General features: G+C 41.0%; 19 protein-coding genes. 14 read left to right on the top strand and 5 right to left on the bottom strand.

The genetic code is table 11. From position 1 onward, the window contains the following. Positions 1–20: 20 nt before the first annotated feature. The 8 genes from I6758_RS04890 (at position 21) to I6758_RS04855 (ending at position 7,858) form a co-directional block, all read left to right on the top strand. Positions 21–563, top strand: a complete 543-nt coding sequence (locus I6758_RS04890; protein ID WP_196604086.1) for an ECF transporter S component — start codon at positions 21–23, stop codon at positions 561–563. 58 nt (positions 564–621) lie between these two features. Further along, positions 622–1,794: a phosphopentomutase gene (locus I6758_RS04885; RefSeq protein WP_196604085.1), complete on the top strand. Its 1,173-nt coding sequence runs from the start codon at positions 622–624 to the stop codon at positions 1,792–1,794. 64 nt (positions 1,795–1,858) lie between these two features. Further along, positions 1,859–3,181: a pyrimidine-nucleoside phosphorylase gene (locus I6758_RS04880; RefSeq protein ID WP_196604084.1), complete on the top strand. Its 1,323-nt coding sequence runs from the start codon at positions 1,859–1,861 to the stop codon at positions 3,179–3,181. A gap of 12 nt (positions 3,182–3,193) precedes the next feature. After that, the gene (locus I6758_RS04875; RefSeq protein WP_196604083.1) at positions 3,194–3,595 is read left to right on the top strand and encodes a cytidine deaminase; all 402 of its coding nucleotides are present in this window, start codon (positions 3,194–3,196) and stop codon (positions 3,593–3,595) included. Between the two features lie 195 nt (positions 3,596–3,790). Continuing rightward, positions 3,791–4,546 (top strand): MurR/RpiR family transcriptional regulator, encoded by a 756-nt coding sequence (locus tag I6758_RS04870; protein ID WP_196604082.1) that lies wholly within the window; start codon positions 3,791–3,793, stop codon positions 4,544–4,546. A gap of 134 nt (positions 4,547–4,680) precedes the next feature. After that, entirely contained in the window at positions 4,681–5,532 is an 852-nt protein-coding gene (locus I6758_RS04865; RefSeq protein ID WP_231038518.1) for a tagatose bisphosphate family class II aldolase, read from the top strand. Positions 5,533–5,549: 17 nt separating this feature from the next. Beyond that, positions 5,550–6,476, top strand: a complete 927-nt coding sequence (locus I6758_RS04860) for a 1-phosphofructokinase family hexose kinase (RefSeq protein ID WP_196604081.1) — start codon at positions 5,550–5,552, stop codon at positions 6,474–6,476. Continuing rightward, on the top strand, positions 6,473–7,858 hold the full coding sequence (locus tag I6758_RS04855) for a PTS fructose transporter subunit IIC (protein WP_196604080.1): 1,386 nt from the start codon (positions 6,473–6,475) through the stop codon (positions 7,856–7,858). The genes I6758_RS04860 and I6758_RS04855 overlap by 4 nt, the downstream gene beginning before the upstream one ends. 50 nt (positions 7,859–7,908) lie before the next feature. On the opposite strand, the gene I6758_RS04850 is transcribed toward I6758_RS04855, so the two are convergent. Further along, positions 7,909–8,937, bottom strand: a complete 1,029-nt coding sequence (locus tag I6758_RS04850; RefSeq protein WP_196604079.1) for an IS6 family transposase — start codon at positions 8,935–8,937, stop codon at positions 7,909–7,911. Positions 8,938–9,056: 119 nt separating this feature from the next. On the opposite strand from I6758_RS04850, the gene I6758_RS04845 reads away from it, so the two are divergent. Next, positions 9,057–9,503 carry a PTS sugar transporter subunit IIA gene (locus I6758_RS04845; protein ID WP_196604078.1) on the top strand — a complete coding sequence of 149 codons (447 nt, stop codon included), beginning with the start codon at positions 9,057–9,059 and terminating at the stop codon, positions 9,501–9,503. Positions 9,504–9,542: 39 nt separating this feature from the next. On the opposite strand, the gene I6758_RS04840 is transcribed toward I6758_RS04845, so the two are convergent. The 4 genes from I6758_RS04840 to I6758_RS04825 form a co-directional block, all read right to left on the bottom strand. Further along, a complete protein-coding gene (locus I6758_RS04840) occupies positions 9,543–10,961 on the bottom strand; it encodes a DUF362 domain-containing protein (RefSeq protein WP_196604077.1) in 1,419 nt (472 codons plus the stop codon). A 266-nt stretch (positions 10,962–11,227) separates the two neighbouring features. Beyond that, positions 11,228–12,394, bottom strand: a complete 1,167-nt coding sequence (locus I6758_RS04835; protein ID WP_231038517.1) for a hypothetical protein — start codon at positions 12,392–12,394, stop codon at positions 11,228–11,230. Positions 12,395–12,430: 36 nt separating this feature from the next. After that, a complete protein-coding gene (locus I6758_RS04830) occupies positions 12,431–13,213 on the bottom strand; it encodes a histidinol-phosphatase HisJ family protein (RefSeq protein ID WP_196604076.1) in 783 nt (260 codons plus the stop codon). 32 nt (positions 13,214–13,245) lie between these two features. Beyond that, entirely contained in the window at positions 13,246–13,503 is a 258-nt protein-coding gene (locus I6758_RS04825; RefSeq protein ID WP_196604075.1) for a TIGR03905 family TSCPD domain-containing protein, read from the bottom strand. Positions 13,504–14,027: 524 nt separating this feature from the next. On the opposite strand from I6758_RS04825, the gene I6758_RS04820 reads away from it, so the two are divergent. The 5 genes from I6758_RS04820 (at position 14,028) to I6758_RS04800 (ending at position 19,272) form a co-directional block, all read left to right on the top strand. Beyond that, positions 14,028–15,350 (top strand): UDP-glucose dehydrogenase family protein, encoded by a 1,323-nt coding sequence (locus I6758_RS04820; RefSeq protein ID WP_196604074.1) that lies wholly within the window; start codon positions 14,028–14,030, stop codon positions 15,348–15,350. Between the two features lie 61 nt (positions 15,351–15,411). Continuing rightward, a complete protein-coding gene (rfbC, locus tag I6758_RS04815) occupies positions 15,412–15,981 on the top strand; it encodes a dTDP-4-dehydrorhamnose 3,5-epimerase (protein WP_196604073.1) in 570 nt (189 codons plus the stop codon). 32 nt (positions 15,982–16,013) lie between these two features. After that, on the top strand, positions 16,014–16,907 hold the full coding sequence (locus tag I6758_RS04810) for a GHMP family kinase ATP-binding protein (protein WP_196604072.1): 894 nt from the start codon (positions 16,014–16,016) through the stop codon (positions 16,905–16,907). Positions 16,908–16,952: 45 nt separating this feature from the next. Then, positions 16,953–18,035 (top strand): threonine-phosphate decarboxylase CobD, encoded by a 1,083-nt coding sequence (gene cobD / locus I6758_RS04805; RefSeq protein ID WP_196604071.1) that lies wholly within the window; start codon positions 16,953–16,955, stop codon positions 18,033–18,035. A 190-nt stretch (positions 18,036–18,225) separates the two neighbouring features. Further along, positions 18,226–19,272 carry an aldose epimerase family protein gene (locus tag I6758_RS04800; RefSeq protein ID WP_196604070.1) on the top strand — a complete coding sequence of 349 codons (1,047 nt, stop codon included), beginning with the start codon at positions 18,226–18,228 and terminating at the stop codon, positions 19,270–19,272. Positions 19,273–19,293 lie beyond the last annotated feature (21 nt).

Below are 19,293 nucleotides of genomic sequence, written 5' to 3'. Positions count from 1 at the left end.
AAAGTAGAGGAACCGAGTTTATGGAATTTAATAAGGTAAGATTTTTGACCAGTATGGCTATGCTGACCGCAGTGTCATTGGTGTTGGTGGCAGCTGTTGCATTTCCGGTTATTCCGGCAGCATCGTATTTAAAATATGATCCGGCGGATGTACCTATATTGCTGGGAACTTTTTTATTCGGAACATCGGCGGGACTGCTTCTGACGGCAATTACAGCTGTTCTGCAGGGGCTTTTAATAAGTACGGATGGCGGTCCTATCGGCATATTGATGCATTTTTTTGCTACGGGAAGTTTCGTTTTGGTGGCAGGTACTATTTATCATAGGGCAAAGACAAGAAAAGCAGCCTGTGCTGCGCTTTTGTCAGGGACATTGACTATGACCGTTGTCATGGTGGTGTTTAATCTGATCTTTACACCTCTTTTTCTGGGAGCGCCAATGGAAAAGATAGTAGAGATGCTGCTGCCTGTTATCATTCCGTTCAATTTGTTGAAGGCGGGGATAAATTCCATCCTGACCTGGATAATCTATAAGCCTGTGAGTAAATTTGTGCATCGAGAATAGTTTATAATATAAAGAAACATGGATTTTTAATTTGCAGCTGAATTGTGGAGGTAGGAAAATGGATATAAACAGAGTGTTTCTGATTGTTCTTGACAGTTACGGCATGGGTGCCGCTCCTGATGCGGACAGGTTTGGCGATCATGACTGCAATACACTGCGTTCTATTGTTTCATCGGAAGAATACTTGACGCCTAATATGAAAAGGATAGGTCTTTTTAATATTGACGGAGTCGATTATCTTGAAGGTGAAGCAGATCCAATAGGAGCATTTGCCCGCATGCAGGAAAAATCAATGGGAAAAGATACGACGACCGGTCATTGGGAAATAGCAGGAATTATTTCTCAAAAGGCATTGCCCACATATCCCAGCGGTTTTCCGCAGGAAGTGATAAAGGAACTTGAGCAGGCTTTTGGCAGAAAAATACTTTGCAATAAACCTTATTCAGGAACTCAGGTCATTCATGATTACGGACAGGAACATGAAAGCACGGGAGCCCTGATAGTGTACACATCGGCGGACAGTGTGCTGCAGATAGCAGCGCATGAAGCAGTTGTCCCTTTGGAAAAATTATATGAATATTGCAGGATAGCACGCGGGATAATGAAGGGAAAGCATTCAGTGGGACGGATCATCGCAAGGCCGTTCACGGGGAAATACCCGAATTATGAAAGAACACCGCATCGTCATGATTTTTCTTTGCTGCCACCGGCAGATACAATAATTGATGCATTGCAGAAAAATGATCTTGCCACAATATGCGTGGGAAAAATTTCAGATATCTTTGCAGGTAGGGGCGTTGGCAGATATGTACCCATTGAAGGCAATGAAGATGGGATGAGAAAAACTATGGCGGAACAGGCAGAAGATTTTAAAGGCTTATGTTTTGTCAATTTAGTAGATTTTGATATGAAATACGGACATAGACGTGATACTGACGGATATGCCCGTGCTGCAACTGTATTTGACAGTCAGCTTGGCGCATTTATGGCAGGTATGCGCGAAAATGATATACTTATGATTACTGCCGATCATGGCTGCGATCCCAAAGCTCCAGGTACAGATCATACCAGAGAATATGTTCCGCTGCTTCTTTTCGGCAAAAAAATAAGGGCGGGTATAAATCTGGGTACACGTACGACTTTTGCGGATATTGCGGCAACAGTGGCCGATATATTCCATGTTCCCTTTAAAACGCAGGGAAAAAGTATGACGGATAAAATATTATTGTGATATGATATTTGTCTGTAATATGTCTTAAGCAGGATAAATATTGAGAAAGTCGCGGGAAAATATAATGAGAATATTTGATATCATTACGAAAAAGAAGCACGGCGGCATTCTGACGGATGAAGAAATAAGCTATATGATAAATGCCTTTGTGAAGGGGGACATAGCCGACTATCAGATGGCGGCTATGCTGATGGCAGTGTGGTTTCAAGGAATGAATGACCATGAACTTTCAGTTTTAACGCAAGTTATGGCGAAGTCAGGGGATAGCGTAGATTTATCGGCTATTGAGGGGAAAAAAGCCGATAAGCACAGTACCGGCGGTGTTGGGGATAAAACTACACTGATAGTAGCACCGCTTGTGGCTGCATGCGGCGGTAAGGTCGCAAAGATGTCGGGACGGGGACTTGGACATACAGGCGGAACGATTGATAAACTGGAATCTATACCGGGATTGCGCACATCGCTGACAAGAACAGAATTTTTTTCCATTGTTAATAAAATCGGCTTGTCTGTCATAAGTCAGACGGGAAATATTGCTCCTGCCGATAAAAAAATATACGCATTGCGTGATGTAACAGCTACAATTGACAGTATACCTTTGATAGCTTCATCCATAATGAGCAAGAAACTTGCTGCCGGCAGCGATTGTATAGTGCTTGATGTAAAGACTGGCAGCGGCGCTTTTATGAAAACTTTGGACGAATCGATAGAATTGGCACAAAAAATGGTATCTATAGGAGAAAGGGCCGGCAGAAAAACAGTGGCATTGATCACTGATATGGATATTCCGCTCGGGGCGGCCATAGGCAATTCGCTGGAGGTCATTGAATCTGTTGAAACACTGCGGGGCAGCGGTCCGGACGATTTAACGGAAATATGTTTGCAGCTGGCGGCTAACATGCTGCATCTGCTTGATAAAGGCAGTGTGCCTGAATGCCGGGCAATGGCAAAAAATGCTATAAATAACGGGAGTGCCTTAGAAAAATTTGCGGCTATGGTCCAAGCACAGGGCGGTGATGCATCTTTTATTTACGATACTCACAAATTTGCGGCAGCGCATTATTCCAGAAAAATTCTTGCAGCCGCTGATGGTTTTATCAGTAAAATGAATGCTGAAAAATGCGGTATAGCAGCAGCTATCCTGGGGGCAGGACGCGAGATCAAGGGTGCTGAAATAGATTCTTCGGCAGGAATAATGATCCGAAAAAAATATGGTGAAGCAGTGAGAAAAGGAGATATTTTAGCTGAATTATTTACCTCAGAGGAAAAGCGTCTGGAGGAAGCAGAACACATATATAAGGATGCTGTTGCAATAAATGAAAAAGAACCGGAAAAAATACCATTGGTTTTTGCACGAATTGAAAGTGAAAAAATTGAAAGATACTGAGGAGTATTCCCTATGGAAATAGAAAATAGTCTGCTTGAAGCTGCGAAAAAGGCGAGAGAATATGCATACTGTCCCTATTCCGGGTTTAAGGTGGGGGCGGCTGTTCTGGGCAAAAGCGGCAGAATATATACAGGCTGCAATATAGAAAATGTATCTTATGGACTCACTAATTGTGCTGAACGAACAGCTATCTTCAAAGGAATCTCAGCGGGGGAAAAAGAATTTGAAATATTGGCAGTGACCGCCGATACTAAAGCGCCTGTTGCACCATGCGGAGCTTGTCGCCAGGTTATGGCGGAGTTTAGGATAAACAGGATAATCATGAGCAATATGCAGGGCAAAAGAAAACAGGCATTATTGGAAGAGTTACTGCCTTTTTCTTTTGACGAGGAGAAACTGCGTCAGAATAAGTGAGGGAATCTGCATACAAAGAGACGAAGATAAATTTTACCGGGCAATCATAAGAAACCAAATAAATTGTAAGATGCAATATCGAACGGGGAAAATATAGGCAGATTATGAATGCATGATAATCAAAAGAATGTGTAGTATTGTACTTGGCAGGAAAAGAGTTTATGGGCAGCTGCAGGAGAGGACTTGTGAATAAAAATGCTTATAAATATTGACAGATATATAGTGGAAAGGCTGTCAAAAACAGAATTATCAATTATTCAATATATAAATGAAAAGGAAAAAGAACTGTCGGATATGTCGATTGTGGATATTGCTTTTGAAACTTTTACATCACCGGCTACTGTTTCCAGGGCTATCAGAAAATGCGGTATAAATGGATTCAATGAATTGAGATATAGGCTCAATTTACCAAAAGATAATAAAGAATTAATAAGCATTAACGAGATAATGAAAAAAACTTTGATAGAGGCAAATGAGGTTTTGCAAAGGATATCATTAAAGGATGTCCTGGACGTCGTAAATGAGATAACAGGAGCGTTTGATAAGCAGATTTATATTTTCGGAAGGGGACCAACAGAGCAGGTGGTCAAAGAATTTTCTCTGCGATTGCAATTGCTAGGATATAATGTTTTAGCGACAGAGGATCCCACTATTATGGTTAAAATAAGCCAACGATCCAATAATCAATTGATTATATTATTTTCTTTGAAGGGAGAAACCAAGGAACTTATAGAGGTGGCTGAGAATTGTTATTTAAATAAAGCTAAGCTGATTGTGATTAGTTGTGCGTCCGATAGTCCCTTGCTGCAATATGCGTCACATTATCTGCTTGGATACTATCATAAAAAAATTGCAATAAAAGAATTTGATGTCACCTCACGAATACCGTTGTCGATGATAGCACGCATAATAGTTGATTATTTAGTGGAAAAAAATAACGAAAAAACATAGAGCTGCCGTATTGATTGTTTGTAAAACAATTTTTACGACGGCTTTTTCTATTATTTTTCAAATTGCGAAAAGATTTTCATGATTAAGTATTTTATAATAACAGCGTGAAGATAAATTCAATAGGAGTGATAATAATGATATTATCAACAAGGCAAATGTTAATAGATGCACAGGAAAATCATTACGCTGTTCCCGCATTCAACATCCATAACATGGAGACTCTTCAAATTGTCGCTCAAACTGCAGTTCATATGAGATCGCCTCTTATAATTGCTGCTACACCGTCCACCGTTACTTATGCGGGCGCGGATTATCTTGTAGCAATGGCGGAAACGGCTGCACAGACTGCTGATATTCCTATAGCACTGCATTTGGATCATCATGAGGATATAAAAACAATAGAGGAAGATATTGATGCCGGGTTCAGTTCATGTATGATAGATGCGTCAATGCTTCCCTTTGAAGAAAATGTAGAAAAAGTGAAAAAAGTAGTCGCGTATGCACATAGATATGATGTTACAGTCGAAGCAGAATTGGGCAAGCTGGTCGGGATAGAGGACGATGTGACGGTGGAGGCCGAAGATGCTGTCTACACCGACCCGGATAATGCGGCTGACTTTGTGGAGAGAACAAAAATAGATTCATTGGCAGTAGCTATCGGTACAGCCCACGGCTTGTATAAAGGAAAACCAAAGCTGGATTTTGCAAGACTTGAAGCTATCCGCAGCCGGATAAGCATACCCCTTGTGTTGCATGGCGCATCAGATGTACCCGATGAATTGGTGGAAAAAGCTATAGCTTTGGGCATATGCAAAGTGAACATAGCCACTGACTTGAAAATACCGTTCTCGCAAGCGGTAAAAAAATATTTTGCGGATAATCCATCGGCAAATGATCCGCGCCAGTATATGACGCCCGGAAAAGAAGCCATGAAAAAAATAGTGGAGCATAAAATCAAAGTCTGCAAAAGTGCCGGCAGATATTGATTCGGGGAGAATATTAGATGATTTATACTTTAACTATGAATCCTGCGATTGATTTTAATATTACCGGAAGCAATATCAGGAAAAATTATGTAAACAGAACGTGGTCTCCGGTATATACACCAAACGGCAAGGGCGTAAATGTATCGCTGGTATTAAAGCATTTTGGGTATAAATCGGTTGTAATGGGTTTTTTCGGAGGATTCAGCGGCAGATATATTATTGAGGAATTGCGAAACGCCGGCGTTGAAGCAGAACCTGTATGGGTGGACGATATCACAAGGATAAATGTGTTTTTAAACGACGGAGACGATGAGTATAAATTTGTCAATAAAGGACCGTTCGTATCCGGGGAAAATCAGCGGGAACTGCTGCGGAAGATAGAAAATCTGGCGGACTGTGAATATCTGTCTATAAGCGGCAGCCTGCCGCCGGGAGTGGATGAGGAGTATTATGACAAAATAGCTCGGATATGCAAAAAAAAATATATAAAGCTGATTCTGGATATAAGCTCACCTTATTTAAAGGAACTGCTCAAATATGAACCGTTTCTTATTAAACCCAATGATGATGAGGCAAGGCAAATATTCGGCTATGAAATCATTTCCGATGAGAGTGCAGCAGCAGCTTTGGTCAGTCTCAGCAAGCAGGGTGCCAGAAATATTTTGCTGACCATGGGAGACAAAGGAGCATACTTCACAGACGGCAATGAAATTTATTTTTCTACAGCGCAGAAGATCAAGCTGCTCAGCTCAGCATGTGCGGGAGATTCGGCTTTAGCAGCTTTTTTAAGCGAATTTCTGCATGGGGGAAGAATTGAAGATGCCATGAAGAAATCGGCAGCTACAGGAGCTAATGTCGCTGAAAGCAATGCTTTGGGCGATATGAAGAACGTGGGAAGATATATCCAAAATATACGAATTATAAAGAAAGGAAAGATAAAATGAAAAAATTGTTAGCGGTTACAGGTTGCCCAACAGGGATAGCGCATACTTTTATGGCGGCTGAAGCTTTGGAACAAGCGGCTAAAGCTAATGGAGTCCAAATAAAAGTTGAAACAAATGGAGCTGTCGGGGTAGAAAATGAACTGACAGAAAAAGAGATAGCAGACGCAGACTGCATCATAATCGCATGTGATAAAGATGTTGAAATGGAAAGATTTAATGGAAAAGCAGTAATAGAAGTACCGGTATCCGATGGAATATCTAAGGCAGATGCTTTGATAAAAATAGCAATATCGGGTAAGGCTGCTGTCCGCGGCGGAGAAAAAAATTTTCTTGACGCGGCTGCGGATAATTTTGATGGTAAACCATCTATAGGACATAATATATATAAACACTTAATGGCCGGTGTTTCTAATATGATCCCCTTTGTTGTTGCCGGCGGTGTTTTGGTGGCTGTTTCTTTTTTATGGGGAATATATTCCTTTGATCCCAATTCGGATCAATATAATCCTACTGCAGCATTGATTAAGTCGGTAGGCGGAGCCTCCATGGGATTGATGGTGCCTATATTAACAGCATATATAGCAAATTCTATTGCCAACAGGCCCGGGCTTGTTGCCGGATTTGTTGCGGGAACCATAGCGTTGACGACCGGTTCCGGTTTTATTGGTGGGATTATCGGAGGTTTTGGGGCAGGATATTTTGCTAAGTGGATGGTAAAGATGCTCTCTGGACTACCAAAAGAATTTGAAGGATTAAAATCTATTTTTCTTATACCTTTGGTGACCGTCGCTGTTATTGGTGTGATAATGGCCTTATTAGGGGGGCCTGTTTCAGCAGTTAATAAATTTATGATGGACTTTTTATCTAATTTGCAGAATACTAATCCTATACTTTTGGGAATTGTTATTGGCTGCATGAGTGCTTTTGATATGGGAGGGCCGATAAATAAAGCAGCATATGTGACAGGAACTCTTTTGCTTGGACAGGGCAACTTTTATTTTATGGCTGGTGTCTCAGCTGCGTGTATTACGCCGCCGCTTGTCATCGCAATTGCTGTTACCATTTTTCCTAGAAAATTTACCAAGGATGAAAAGGCAGCCGGATTTGTCAATTATATACTGGGATGTACGCATATTACCGAAGGCGCAATACCCTTTGCGGCAAAATCACCACTTACAGTATTACCCATATTGATGCTGGCCTCATCTGTGTCAGCCGTACTGACCTATAGTATGAAGATACAGGTGCCTGCACCGCATGGGGGATTTTTGATATTGGCGCTGGTAGATAAACCATTTATTTGGGTGATATGTATTCTGGCTGGTTCTCTTATAGGGGCATTGATATATGGACTGACCAGAAAAAAACCTGGGCTTTGTTAAGTAAAAATGAAAAGATAGCTAATGTTTCTGTAGAAAAGCACTAAATTTTATTAACTTGCTAAAGAAAACAAGTTTTTCATATTGGGATTATAGTTAGCTCCGGCAACTTGAGCAGGAGTTAAATGATTAAGACCAGTATGAGGGCGCATGAAGTTGAAAAAGAAGACAAAAACAGAAATAGTAGCATTAGCAGAGTGAAAAGAATGAAAACCACGTTTGGTTTTATACCAAGCCTTGAAACGGTTGTTAAAAGCTTCGATAAGATTGTTGCTAATATCGTCCTTAAAGCTCTCGACACGAATGTGTTTAGCATGAGGAAAGTAGCACTTAGTAGGAATCTTGTAGGCACTATAGCGATCGCTAACAATGGCATTGGGATTACCTAAAGGGGAAACATGCTGAAATAAAGCATGTGCCTGAGGAGAAGAACGATGTGGTGAAAGATGAAAACCAAGAACAAAGCGGGTTTCACTATCGATGATGAACCAGATGTAGTATTTCTTTCCAGCAATTTTAACCACTGTTTCGTCAGCATGCCATTCATCAGAATTGAAATTCATAGAAGGTATGAGCTTTAAAGAAATATTATCAAAAAGCGGAGCGAATTTTTTGCACCACTCAGCAACAGTAACATGAGAAAGCTTGATGCTGTAGAGCTGATAAAGCATGAGAGAAATGTTACGAGTAGAACTTTTGCCTATGAAAAAAAGAGTTAAAACAGTGATGATTAAATGAACTGGATGACGCATGCGTGATAAATCGGATTTACCAAAAAGTTTAGAAACAGAAGGTGGCAAAGTAGCAGTTGATTTTGGTTGAAAAAATGAATGATTACATTTTTTATCAGAGCAACGAAAGTTAGAATAATCACGATAATCGTGATGCAAGAAAGACGATTTTCCACACATAGGGCAAGGAGGATACTTTTTACCTCTGACCCTGGGGAGAGCATCTGGTGCAAATTGATGTTTACAAGCAAGGCAGCGATATTTTTGATTACCGAATTTATCTTTGCCAAACTTATGAAAATGGTGATTATTGTTGCATTTAGGGCATACAATCGGTATAATTTTCTGCATGAGGCATCGTCCTTTCGATTGGTGTGTTTTCTAGCAGAAACATTGTACCATTGAAAGGTTCGGTGCCTCAATTTTCATTTAAGTTAACAAAACGAAAACCTGTATAAGGAGATTCAAAAATGAAATTATTTAGTGAGAAAACAATAAATATTAATATAGCGGCCAAAAATAAGATGGAAGCAATTGATGAGATGATGAATATGCTGTTGGCTGACGGGATACTAAATAACAGAGATCGTTATAAACAGGCTATTTTGCAACGGGAAGGTGTATCAAATACCGCTATAGGGTTCGGGATTGCCATTCCCCATGCAAAAACAGATGCCGTTAATAAACCGCGTGTTGCAGTGGCTGTTTCCAGAAAAGGAATTGATTTTGAAAGTTCTGACGGAACTCTGGTAAATCTTATATTTATGATAGCCGTTCCGAATAACGCAGATGATGTACATTTGAAAATATTGGCAAAACTGTCAAGAAAACTTATTGATTCTGCATTTCGTTCTAAGCTGATTCAGACTGAAAATAAGCAGGAAATTTTGAATTATTTAAATGAAATAGTTATTTGATTTTAAATAAAAATATGGCAAAACAACAGGCTGTTTCTGTTATTTTGCCATATCAATATATATAAGTTCAATACCGTTGTTGCCGCCGCGATTGCGACTGTAATTTTTATCATTTTCATCTGCCCAGTGTTCATGGGTACCAAGATTCTTTACTGCATGGCCCATTCCATCATAGTAAACGGTTCCGGACGGTGCATCTGCCACCTGACCGGCTTCATGAAGATAGCTTTCTATTTCCGGGTGATGACGTATCGCACCATTTTCACTGAGGATAGCGGGTTCATTCATCAGAAAATCAGCACCGACGGAATCGACGGCTACGGGATCCTGCGACACAAATATACTGGAGGCATAGTTGCCATTGAAGGGAGATTGCTGCCATTTTGAATTTTCACTTGTAACAGCGGCTTCTTCACTGGGCGCGGTTATCAGAGCGTCAAGCATGTACAATATAGTTTTACCGCCCAGCTGACTGTTGGCCATCAAATCGACCAAAGGCGTGTAGGCGTCCATTTTTTTGTCTGTCATAAATGGATGAAGATTGGCGCCGACAGGAGGGCGAACATAGTTGTCGTTCATAAATGAACCAAAATTATTTTTAGCACACAGGGATATGCCCCAGCTGTGTCCCTTTAAATTGGCCAGATTGATAATATAGGATGCTTCTGTCACGACTGTCGGAAGATAGCTGACAACATCACTGCCGTCAAACTTCTGCGACCAGATCAGAGGTGTATTCTTGTCGGCTGCGGCATTGTCTCTGCCAATGAAATGTATACCATTAAGTTTTCCCTCGGTACACATGGCGATCATATATTTAGGAAAAATCCGTGAGACATCGTACACTGAGATGTCTTCAGGATGCACACCGGCACTGTCGGCTAATGATATTAAAACTGCTTTTAATAAAACTGGATTGGCATAACTTATCTGTGTATTGCCCGAGCTGTCTTCGCTGTATTCGGATGTGCCGTTAAGATTTACTTTTATGGCTATTTTCTGGCCCGGCGTGTAGCCTGTCAGGATGCCCTGCATTTCATTATGCTTTGTGAAAAGCATATTCCATCCGGCAGAGGCATTATTTGTCCCTGTGAGCGAGGTTATACTTTTTTCCACCATCTGGAGGATTGCATTTTTATCGAAATGCTCTGTATTCCACCAATAGCCGTTACCATCCCATCGGACACTGGCCGGATCATGAGCCCAGACCACGCGGCCGGGATATATGCCAATCCCAGAGCCGTATGGTTCATGATAAGGGAAGGCAGATTGCCTGTTATGATAAATTATATCTTGAAAAGAGCCGCTGGAAGTATTGGCAATATTGACTAATTTTGTTTTTTCCTGCGGAGATATAAAATCCGTCAGCAGCTGTTTTCCTGCCGAAAAATTGATATTGGTGATGATCAGATATGCCAGCAGAATGGCAGGCAAAAATATAAAAAATGTTTTTATCAAAATACATCATCCTCGGGTATTATATAGTAAAAAATATAAAAACCAATAACATTAAGATACCACGTCAGCATTTTGATTGCAATGCCGGCAGAATGCATATAAAAAGGTATTATAAATTCGGGCAGGTGTTCTGCTGTTTCGTATTCAGGGATTATTTTTATAAGATAAAACAAAGGCTTGAATGGACAGATCGTACATGTCCATTCAAGCCTTTGTCTTTGGATGCGATTGAGCAAAGGGCAGTTATCGGTCCTTATCTATTTAAATTATAGATGTTCCTTCAGATCATTTTGCGAACCGGAATTATATTGGCTGAGCGTCGCTGTATTTGAAGCCACTGCCGAAGAATTGCTGTTGTCAGAGCGCTCGCTTAATATATCTTCTGAAGACGAATTGGACTGGCTGACTGTTTGAGCGGCAGAAACAAGAGCGTTGTCTGTTGAAGCACCGTTGGTTTTTACACCATAGAGAGTCATATCTGATTTGGTTTGGATAAAAAGTTCAGTTCCCGCGGGCAAATCAATATTCTTTCCCTTGACGAAGAGTCCGCCGACGATGCCGATAGGGCCGAGAAGAGCAATACCGGCAATGCTGGCCCCGGCAGCCATGGCTTCAGATTTCATTTCTTCTTTTGCTTTTTCACCCAGAATTGTTTCGACCATGGTACCGTCAAACGCCTGTGTCTGTTCAAAATCAATATTGACTTTGCCGTCGCGACCAAAATTTTTTGCCGTCTGCACACTGGTAACATGTCCTTCACCGAGACCTCCCGCAGCAAAAACAAGGCTGCCGTTAGATATGACATCCTCGGCAATTTGATACTTTATTTCGTCGCTGGCTTTCATCGTTTCCGAATTGATTGGAGTGATAAGTTTTATTTTTATCAGAGTATTCGCTGGCACCAGGGTATGCGAGAGCGGAATGGCCTGCTGTGAAGTGCCGAAAGCAGCGCTGCCGAGAGACAACATGCGATTATAAAAAGTACCGTCTTTTGCCTTGCCGTACAGTGTATTTTCTAAATCGGCAAGCCGCTGGCTGATAGAATGCATGGACACCTGATGCATTAAAGTCCATTCTATGCCATTCATTTGTGCTATTGCCGAAGGAGCGTAGTTATTATCGAATATCTGACCGTAAATACTGTCTATACGTGCAGAAAGGCTGCTGCTTTTATGTTCACCATAATAATCACGTTCAAGCTTATTCAGTCTGTCCATTATTGCACCTGTCTGCGGTGTGCCGTAAATTGCCTTTTCGGACGCGGAGAGCTTATCCTGCAGTGCATTGCCGGCTATGGAGTCACCTGCGGAAACAACTGATGTGCCGGTCGTTATGGCAGCATCCGCAAATGTGACAGTGGTAGAAGACATGGTGAGGGCAATGCATAATACGGCAGATAATGTCTTGAAGTTTTTCTGGGAAAAATTTTTCATACGGAATCCCCTTTCGGAATCGGGCAAAATTTATGTTTATAGCATAAAAACCGGCTGTCGGTTTTTAAAATACACAGGAATAAGGCCGCAGTTTTTTAAGAAACATGAAGCTTCTTCCAGTTTATAACCGACTGCATCTGCAGTATGGGCATCAGAGCCAATCGTTGCATAACGTCCGCCCATATTATGGTAACGTGTATAAATAGATGTGAGGGAAGAGACAGCTTCTTTGTCGGCAAAGCGTCTGGTATTAACTTCCGGTATTATATCATTGGACAATGCCGTCTGCCATATTTTGTCTATGTGAGACGGAAACTCATCATAACGCAGCTGTTTATCTTCATAAGGTGCCTTGCGGCATATATAGTCAATATGCCCTAAAACATCACCAAAAGGATGTGCCGTCAGCATATCCGCAATAGTTTGCAGATATATGCCGTAGGCTTCATTTTTACATTTTCCCTGATAATATTCGGGAAAATATATGTCGCAGCCTTCTATGATATGCTGTGATACTATGACCATATCGAAAGGAGATTTTTTTATAAATTCACCGCTTTGCAAAGCTGTCTGCGCTTGCATTCCTATTTCGACTCCGAGCAGAAAATGATTTGTTTCACGGTATTTTCGGTAAAGGGCAAAGTAATCAGCCGCATCGAATTCATATAAATCATCACCGGGGAAGTCAAAATCAATATGCTCCGTCGTGATAAGACCTAAACCCATAGCTTGAGCGATTTTCAGCGCATCTTCGATTTTCATATCGGAATCAGCCGAAAATTTTGTGTGAGAGTGGCAATCAAATAAAATAATACTCACTTCCTTCCAAAAATATAGACAGGCACAGTTTTTTAATGTTTTGCTGATAGAGCTGCTTTAAGTGCTCTTGAAAGCTGATCAGGGCATGAAGTAGTGCGCGGCCCGCATTTTATGCCGTCGAAACGAGCAATCACATCATTGGCATCCATGCCGCGGGTAATACTGGAGATGCCCTGCAAATTGCCATTGCATCCGCCGATAAAAGAAATATTTTTGATAATTGAGCCATCCAGCTCAATATTTATCTGGCTGGAACATGTGCCAGCTGTTTTGTATGTGTAAGTGTTCATCAATTCTCTCCAAACAGTATAAATTTTTTAGCATATTATAATCTGACAGGGATAGGCTAAAAATATATTTTATCCCTTCTTACTGGAATTATGCTTTTAATTATATCAAAGTTTACGTGTCTTTTGTATGGGGAATAAAGAAATGTTGCTCAAATCTTGTGTGTAAAATTAAAAAAATTATTATGAAGTCAGTACATGAATAAATAGTTTACTTTGCCGAGTAATTTTTCTTAGATAAAAATACCAATATTTTTGCTGACATATTTTTAAAGAGATTACTGGAAAAGTGCCCTCTGCGAATTATTATGAATGAAATTTTTTGCTGCATTTTTTGTGATATTTACGTATTTCATCAAAGCACTTGTAAAATTCCTATAAATATAGGAAAATATAGATTAAATGATTATGTATGCGGTTTATATATTCCGACGATGGGATCAGCATGAATAGTTTGTTATTTGCGTAACAATATAGAGAAACTGCTGCAAAAAGAGAAAAGGGATCGTTTTGGGGAGAAGATTATTTTGAAAATAGCAATGATCGGCACGGGATATGTGGGACTTGTCACGGGAACGTGCTTTGCAGAAACCGGTAATGATGTTATTTGTGTGGACGTTAATGAAAAGAAAATAAATGAGCTGCGCAATGGCAATATTCCTATTTATGAACCGGGTCTTGCTGATATGGTGAAAAATAACCATGCACGGGGAAATTTGGCGTTTACTACTGATATAGGGGAAGCTCTGAAAAAAGCAAATGTCTGTTTTATTGCGGTCGGGACACCAATGGGTGAGGACGGCAGCGCAGATCTTCGCTATGTGTTGGCAGCCGCGCGCGATATAGGCAGAAATATGGTGCATGATATGTACGTGGTAGATAAATCGACGGTACCGGTAGGAACGGGAGAAAGAGTCAGAAGCGCTATCGCCGAAGAATTGAAAAAACGGAACAGTGAGCTTAAATTTGATATAATATCAAATCCTGAATTTTTAAAGGAAGGAAATGCCTGTGCCGATTTTATGACACCGGACAGAGTGATAATCGGATCGGAAAATCCGGCATCAATCGAAGTGATGAAGGAACTTTATGAACCGTTCATACGCTCCAGAGAGGTTTTTATAATCATGGATGTGAAGAGCGCCGAGCTTACAAAATATGCGGCCAATGCAATGCTGGCGACAAAAATATCCTTTATAAATGAAGTGGCCAATATTGCTGAACGTGTCGGCGCCGACGTAAATAAAGTGCGTCACGGCATAGGGAGCGACCGGCGCATAGGGTATAGTTTTATAAATCCGGGATGCGGCTATGGCGGAAGCTGTTTTCCAAAAGATGTGCAGGCTTTGATCAAAACAAGCAGTGAATATGGTTATGAAGCCGAACTTTTGCAGTCGGTTGAGAAGGTCAATGCAAATCAAAAGAAAGTCCTTGGCAGAAAAGTAGTTAATATATTTGGCGATGATTTGAGAGGCAAGGTTTTTGCCGTATGGGGGCTGGCTTTTAAACCGGGAACGGATGATATGAGGGAAGCGCCGTCTATATCTCTCATACGCGAACTGGTTTCCCGCGGAGCTGAAGTGAAAGTATATGATCCTAAGGCAGCAGGTATGGCGCGCGAATTTTACCTTAAGGATATCGCTGTTACATATACGGACAATAAGTATGATGCTTTGGACGGAGCTGATGCACTCGTTTTGGTAACGGAATGGAAGGAATTTCAAAGTCCGGATTTTATGGAAATCAAGAACAGACTGAAGGGAAAATATATCTTCGATGGGCGTAACCAGTATAAAGTGAAAACACTTGAAAAATTTGGATTATCATATGTACAGATGGGTGTCAGATAAAATATGTCTGCAGCGTTGTTTTGCAGCATAGGCGCTGATTTGAAAAGGGAGCTTAGAAAAAATGAATGTAACAGAGACGAAGTTAAAAGATGTTTATTTGATAGAACCGAAAGTTTTTGGCGATAATCGAGGCTGGTTCATGGAAACATATTCCTATCGTGTTTTGGAAAAATATGGCATAAAAGCTCAGTTTGTGCAGGATAATCAATCATATTCAGCACCGAAAGGCACGCTCAGGGGACTGCATTTTCAAAATCCGCCAATGACACAGGCAAAACTTGTACGCTGTACAAGCGGCGCAATGATGGATATTGCAGTCGACATACGTAAAGGATCGCCTACATATAAAAAGTGGATCGCTGTGGAGCTGTCAGCGGAAAATAAACGTCAGCTTTATGTACCGCGTGGTTTTGCCCATGGATTCGTGACGATCAGCAATGATGTGGAAGTACAGTATAAGGCGGATAATTACTATGCGCCCGAAACAGAAGGGAGCATCATTTATGATGACCCCGATATCGGCATTACATGGGAAAACTGGAATAACGGCGAATATACATTTTCCGCAAAAGATAAGACGGCACCGTGCTTTAAGGATTTTGAAACACCGTTCATTTATGGACAGTACTAAATCCTGACAGGGAAAAGACAGGGGGAGAGAGCTTGACGGTATCGGTAAAGGTGCCAGGAGCATGCGGGGAATTGGTGCAGGGTGTGGCAGATGGTATTCCTTTTCTCGTTACCTGTCCAATCAACATGTGGTCAACAGCGGCTGCGTCTGTTAAAGAGCATAATGAAAAAATTGCTTTGAAGGAAAAAGCCGCACATGCGCTTAATATGGTATGCAAGAGATTTGCACTTGATAAAGCGGAGATCGCCGTCAGACTTACTTCCCAATTGTTGAGAAGCAAGGGGATGTCCTCCAGCAGTGCCGATATAGCAGCTGTTTGCAAGGCGGCAGCCCTTTTACAAGGGAAAAATCCTACAGAAGCGCAGATCGCAAAGCTGGCGGCAGAAATAGAACCGACTGACGGCGTGTTTTGCAGAGGAATAGTAAAGTTCAATCACCTAACGGGCGATATATTGGAGTATCTGGGGGAACCGCCGCCTGTAAAGATATTGGTATTTGATTGCGGCGGAAAAGTCGATACCGTTGTCTTCAACCAGCGTGGTGAATTGCCTCAGCTCAACGAAGAAAAAGAAAAGCAGGTAAAAAAAGCATTCGAGCTTGTCGCGTATGGCATAAAATATAAAGATGCAGAGGCGCTGGGGGCGGGTACGACAATAAGTGCCATTGCCAATCAGCATATTCTGTATAAGGAAGATCTGGCCGATGTAATTGAAATCGTAAAAAAATATAAGGGAACGGGGATCAATATAGCACATAGCGGTACTTTGATCGGAGCTATATTTACTGAACGGGAGAATGCAGAAGTGATGCGCGGCTGTGTGGAGGCAATCAGGAAACGATGTCCGTACACAACGTATTTATTTTCTACGGAACTCGTGTCCGGCGGTTTTTTTTACGGCGGGGGAAAAAGAATAAATTCGATTTGACGAATTTTTAACTGTACAGGCAATATAGAAGGGAGCGCAGCGTATATGCCAGACCAATTTGAACACGGCGGGGCTGTTCATGCGATCAGTGCGACAACAGGAAAACAGCAGCTGGTTGATTTCAGTGCCAATATCAATCCTCTGGGACTCGGAAAAATGGTAAGACAGGCTGTAGAAGAAAATATAGAAAACATAATTCATTATCCTGATGTTGATATGTTTTTATTGAAAGAGAAAATAGGGCAGCTGTATGATGTTGATCCGGAAAGCATAATAATGGGAAACGGCGCAGTTGAGCTGCTGTATATATTATGCCGCGTTCTTGAGCCGAAAAATGTATTGCTGCCTGCGCCGACTTTCAGTGAGTATGAAAGAGCGGCAAAGAGTGTCAATGCCAATGTTCAATATTTTTTCCTAAAAGAAAGTGATAACTTTGAACCGCAGCTGCAAAAGCTGATCGTTGCAATGAAGGATAAAAATCTTTTATTCCTTTGCAATCCGAACAATCCTACCGGAACCCTTTTTACTGTACAGGACCTGACACTTATTGTGGAACACGCGGAAGCAAACAGCTGCTTCGTCGTCATAGACGAATCCTTTGTGGATTTTATCGGCAATAAAGAGGAATTTTCGGCAAAACCTCTTTTAAAAACATGCCACAATCTGTTAATTCTTCACTCATTGACAAAATTTTTTGCTCTGCCGGGACTGCGTCTGGGATTTGCGGCATGTCCTGATAAGGAAGTAATAAGAAGAATGCATTTGAGCAAAGATCCGTGGAATGTCAATTGTCTGGCGCAGAGTGCCGGTATCGCCGCACTGCTGGATAAAACGTATCAGCGCCGCAGCCGCAGCTATGTCCGCAGTGAAATAAATTATTTATATGATGAACTGAGTCAGATGAAAAAACTGAAGATTTATAAACCGTCGGTAAATTATATTCTTATCAACATACATGATACGAAAATGACTTCGGCGCAGTTTTGCGGGAAAATGCTGGAGAAAAATATCCTTATAAGAGATTGTGCCAATTATCCGGGATTATCCGATGATTTTATCCGTATTGCCGTAAAAACGCGTGAAGAAAATGATATTCTTCTGGATGCGCTTGAACAGATATTGGAATGAGATGATTATTTTTGCTTAGTTCCTTGACATCAAGGAGGTTCACACTTGATATTAAGGAATGAAGCAAAAAGGATATAAAAGATAATGAAAAAGGTTTTAGTGAAAAGATTGAATTGACATAATTTAGAAAAAAGTGGTATGCTTTCTTTATTAAAGAAAAGGTTTACAAAAAATATATGGGGGCGGAAAAATGACTATTGAAAAATGTTCATTCGGGCAGACAAGTGATGGTAAGGCAGCTGAACTGTATACGATAACGAATAAAAACGGAATGCAGGTCGCTGTATCGACTTTTGGCGGAGCCGTACAAAAAATACTTGTACCGACAGAAAACGGTAAAATAGATGTCGTTTTGGGGTATGATAATGTTTCCGGCTATGAAGGACAGGATACATATATAGGGTCGCTTATAGGCAGAGTAGGGAATCGTATAGAAAAGGGCAGATTTATTTTAGAAGGGAAAGAGTACAACCTTTATCTGAATAACGGAAAAAATCATCTGCATGGCGGTAAGGTTGGGTTTGATAAAAAAATCTGGACAGTCGAATCAGCGGACAACAATAAAATAAGGCTCTCCTATGTAAGTGCGGATAAAGAAGAAGGATATCCCGGAGAACTTTCTATATATGTAAGCTATAAGCTGACCGAATGCAATACATTGATATTGGATTATAAGGCACATACTACAAAAGATACTCTCTGCAATCCTACTAATCACAGCTATTTTAACCTTTCAGGATACGACAGCGGCAATGTTGGGGAACAGACAGTACAGCTGTTTGCCGATGAGTATACTGCTGCCGACAAGGACTCAATACCGCACGGTGAAATTTTACCGGTGAAGGGAACACCATTTGATCTGCATGAGGCCAGACCTATTAAAAATGGCTGGGATGCGGATTTTGAAACTATCAGGGAAGCAGGAGGCTATGATCATAATTTTGTAGTACCTGAATATAATGGTAATTTGAAAAAAATTGCCAGAACACACAGTAATAAAACAAATATAAGCATGACCGTGTATACTACGCTGCCGGGATTTCAATTTTATACCGGCAACTACCTTGATCTGGCGGTAAAGGGAAAGAAGAACACACCAATGGAAAAACGTTCAGGATACTGCTTTGAAAGCCAGTATTTTCCCAATGCGGTCAATATTCCATCCTTTGTCACTCCGGTATTGAGGGCGGGGAATATTTATAAATCAACAACAGCTTACCATTTTGACGCAAAATAAAATAATACTGCATAAAAATAC

Source organism: Pectinatus haikarae, assembly GCF_015732185.1.
Classification (GTDB): Bacteria; Bacillota; Negativicutes; order Selenomonadales; family Selenomonadaceae; genus Pectinatus; species Pectinatus haikarae.
The sequence above is the reverse complement of the archived record's forward strand: the minus strand, read 5'-3'. Positions and strand labels throughout refer to the sequence as shown.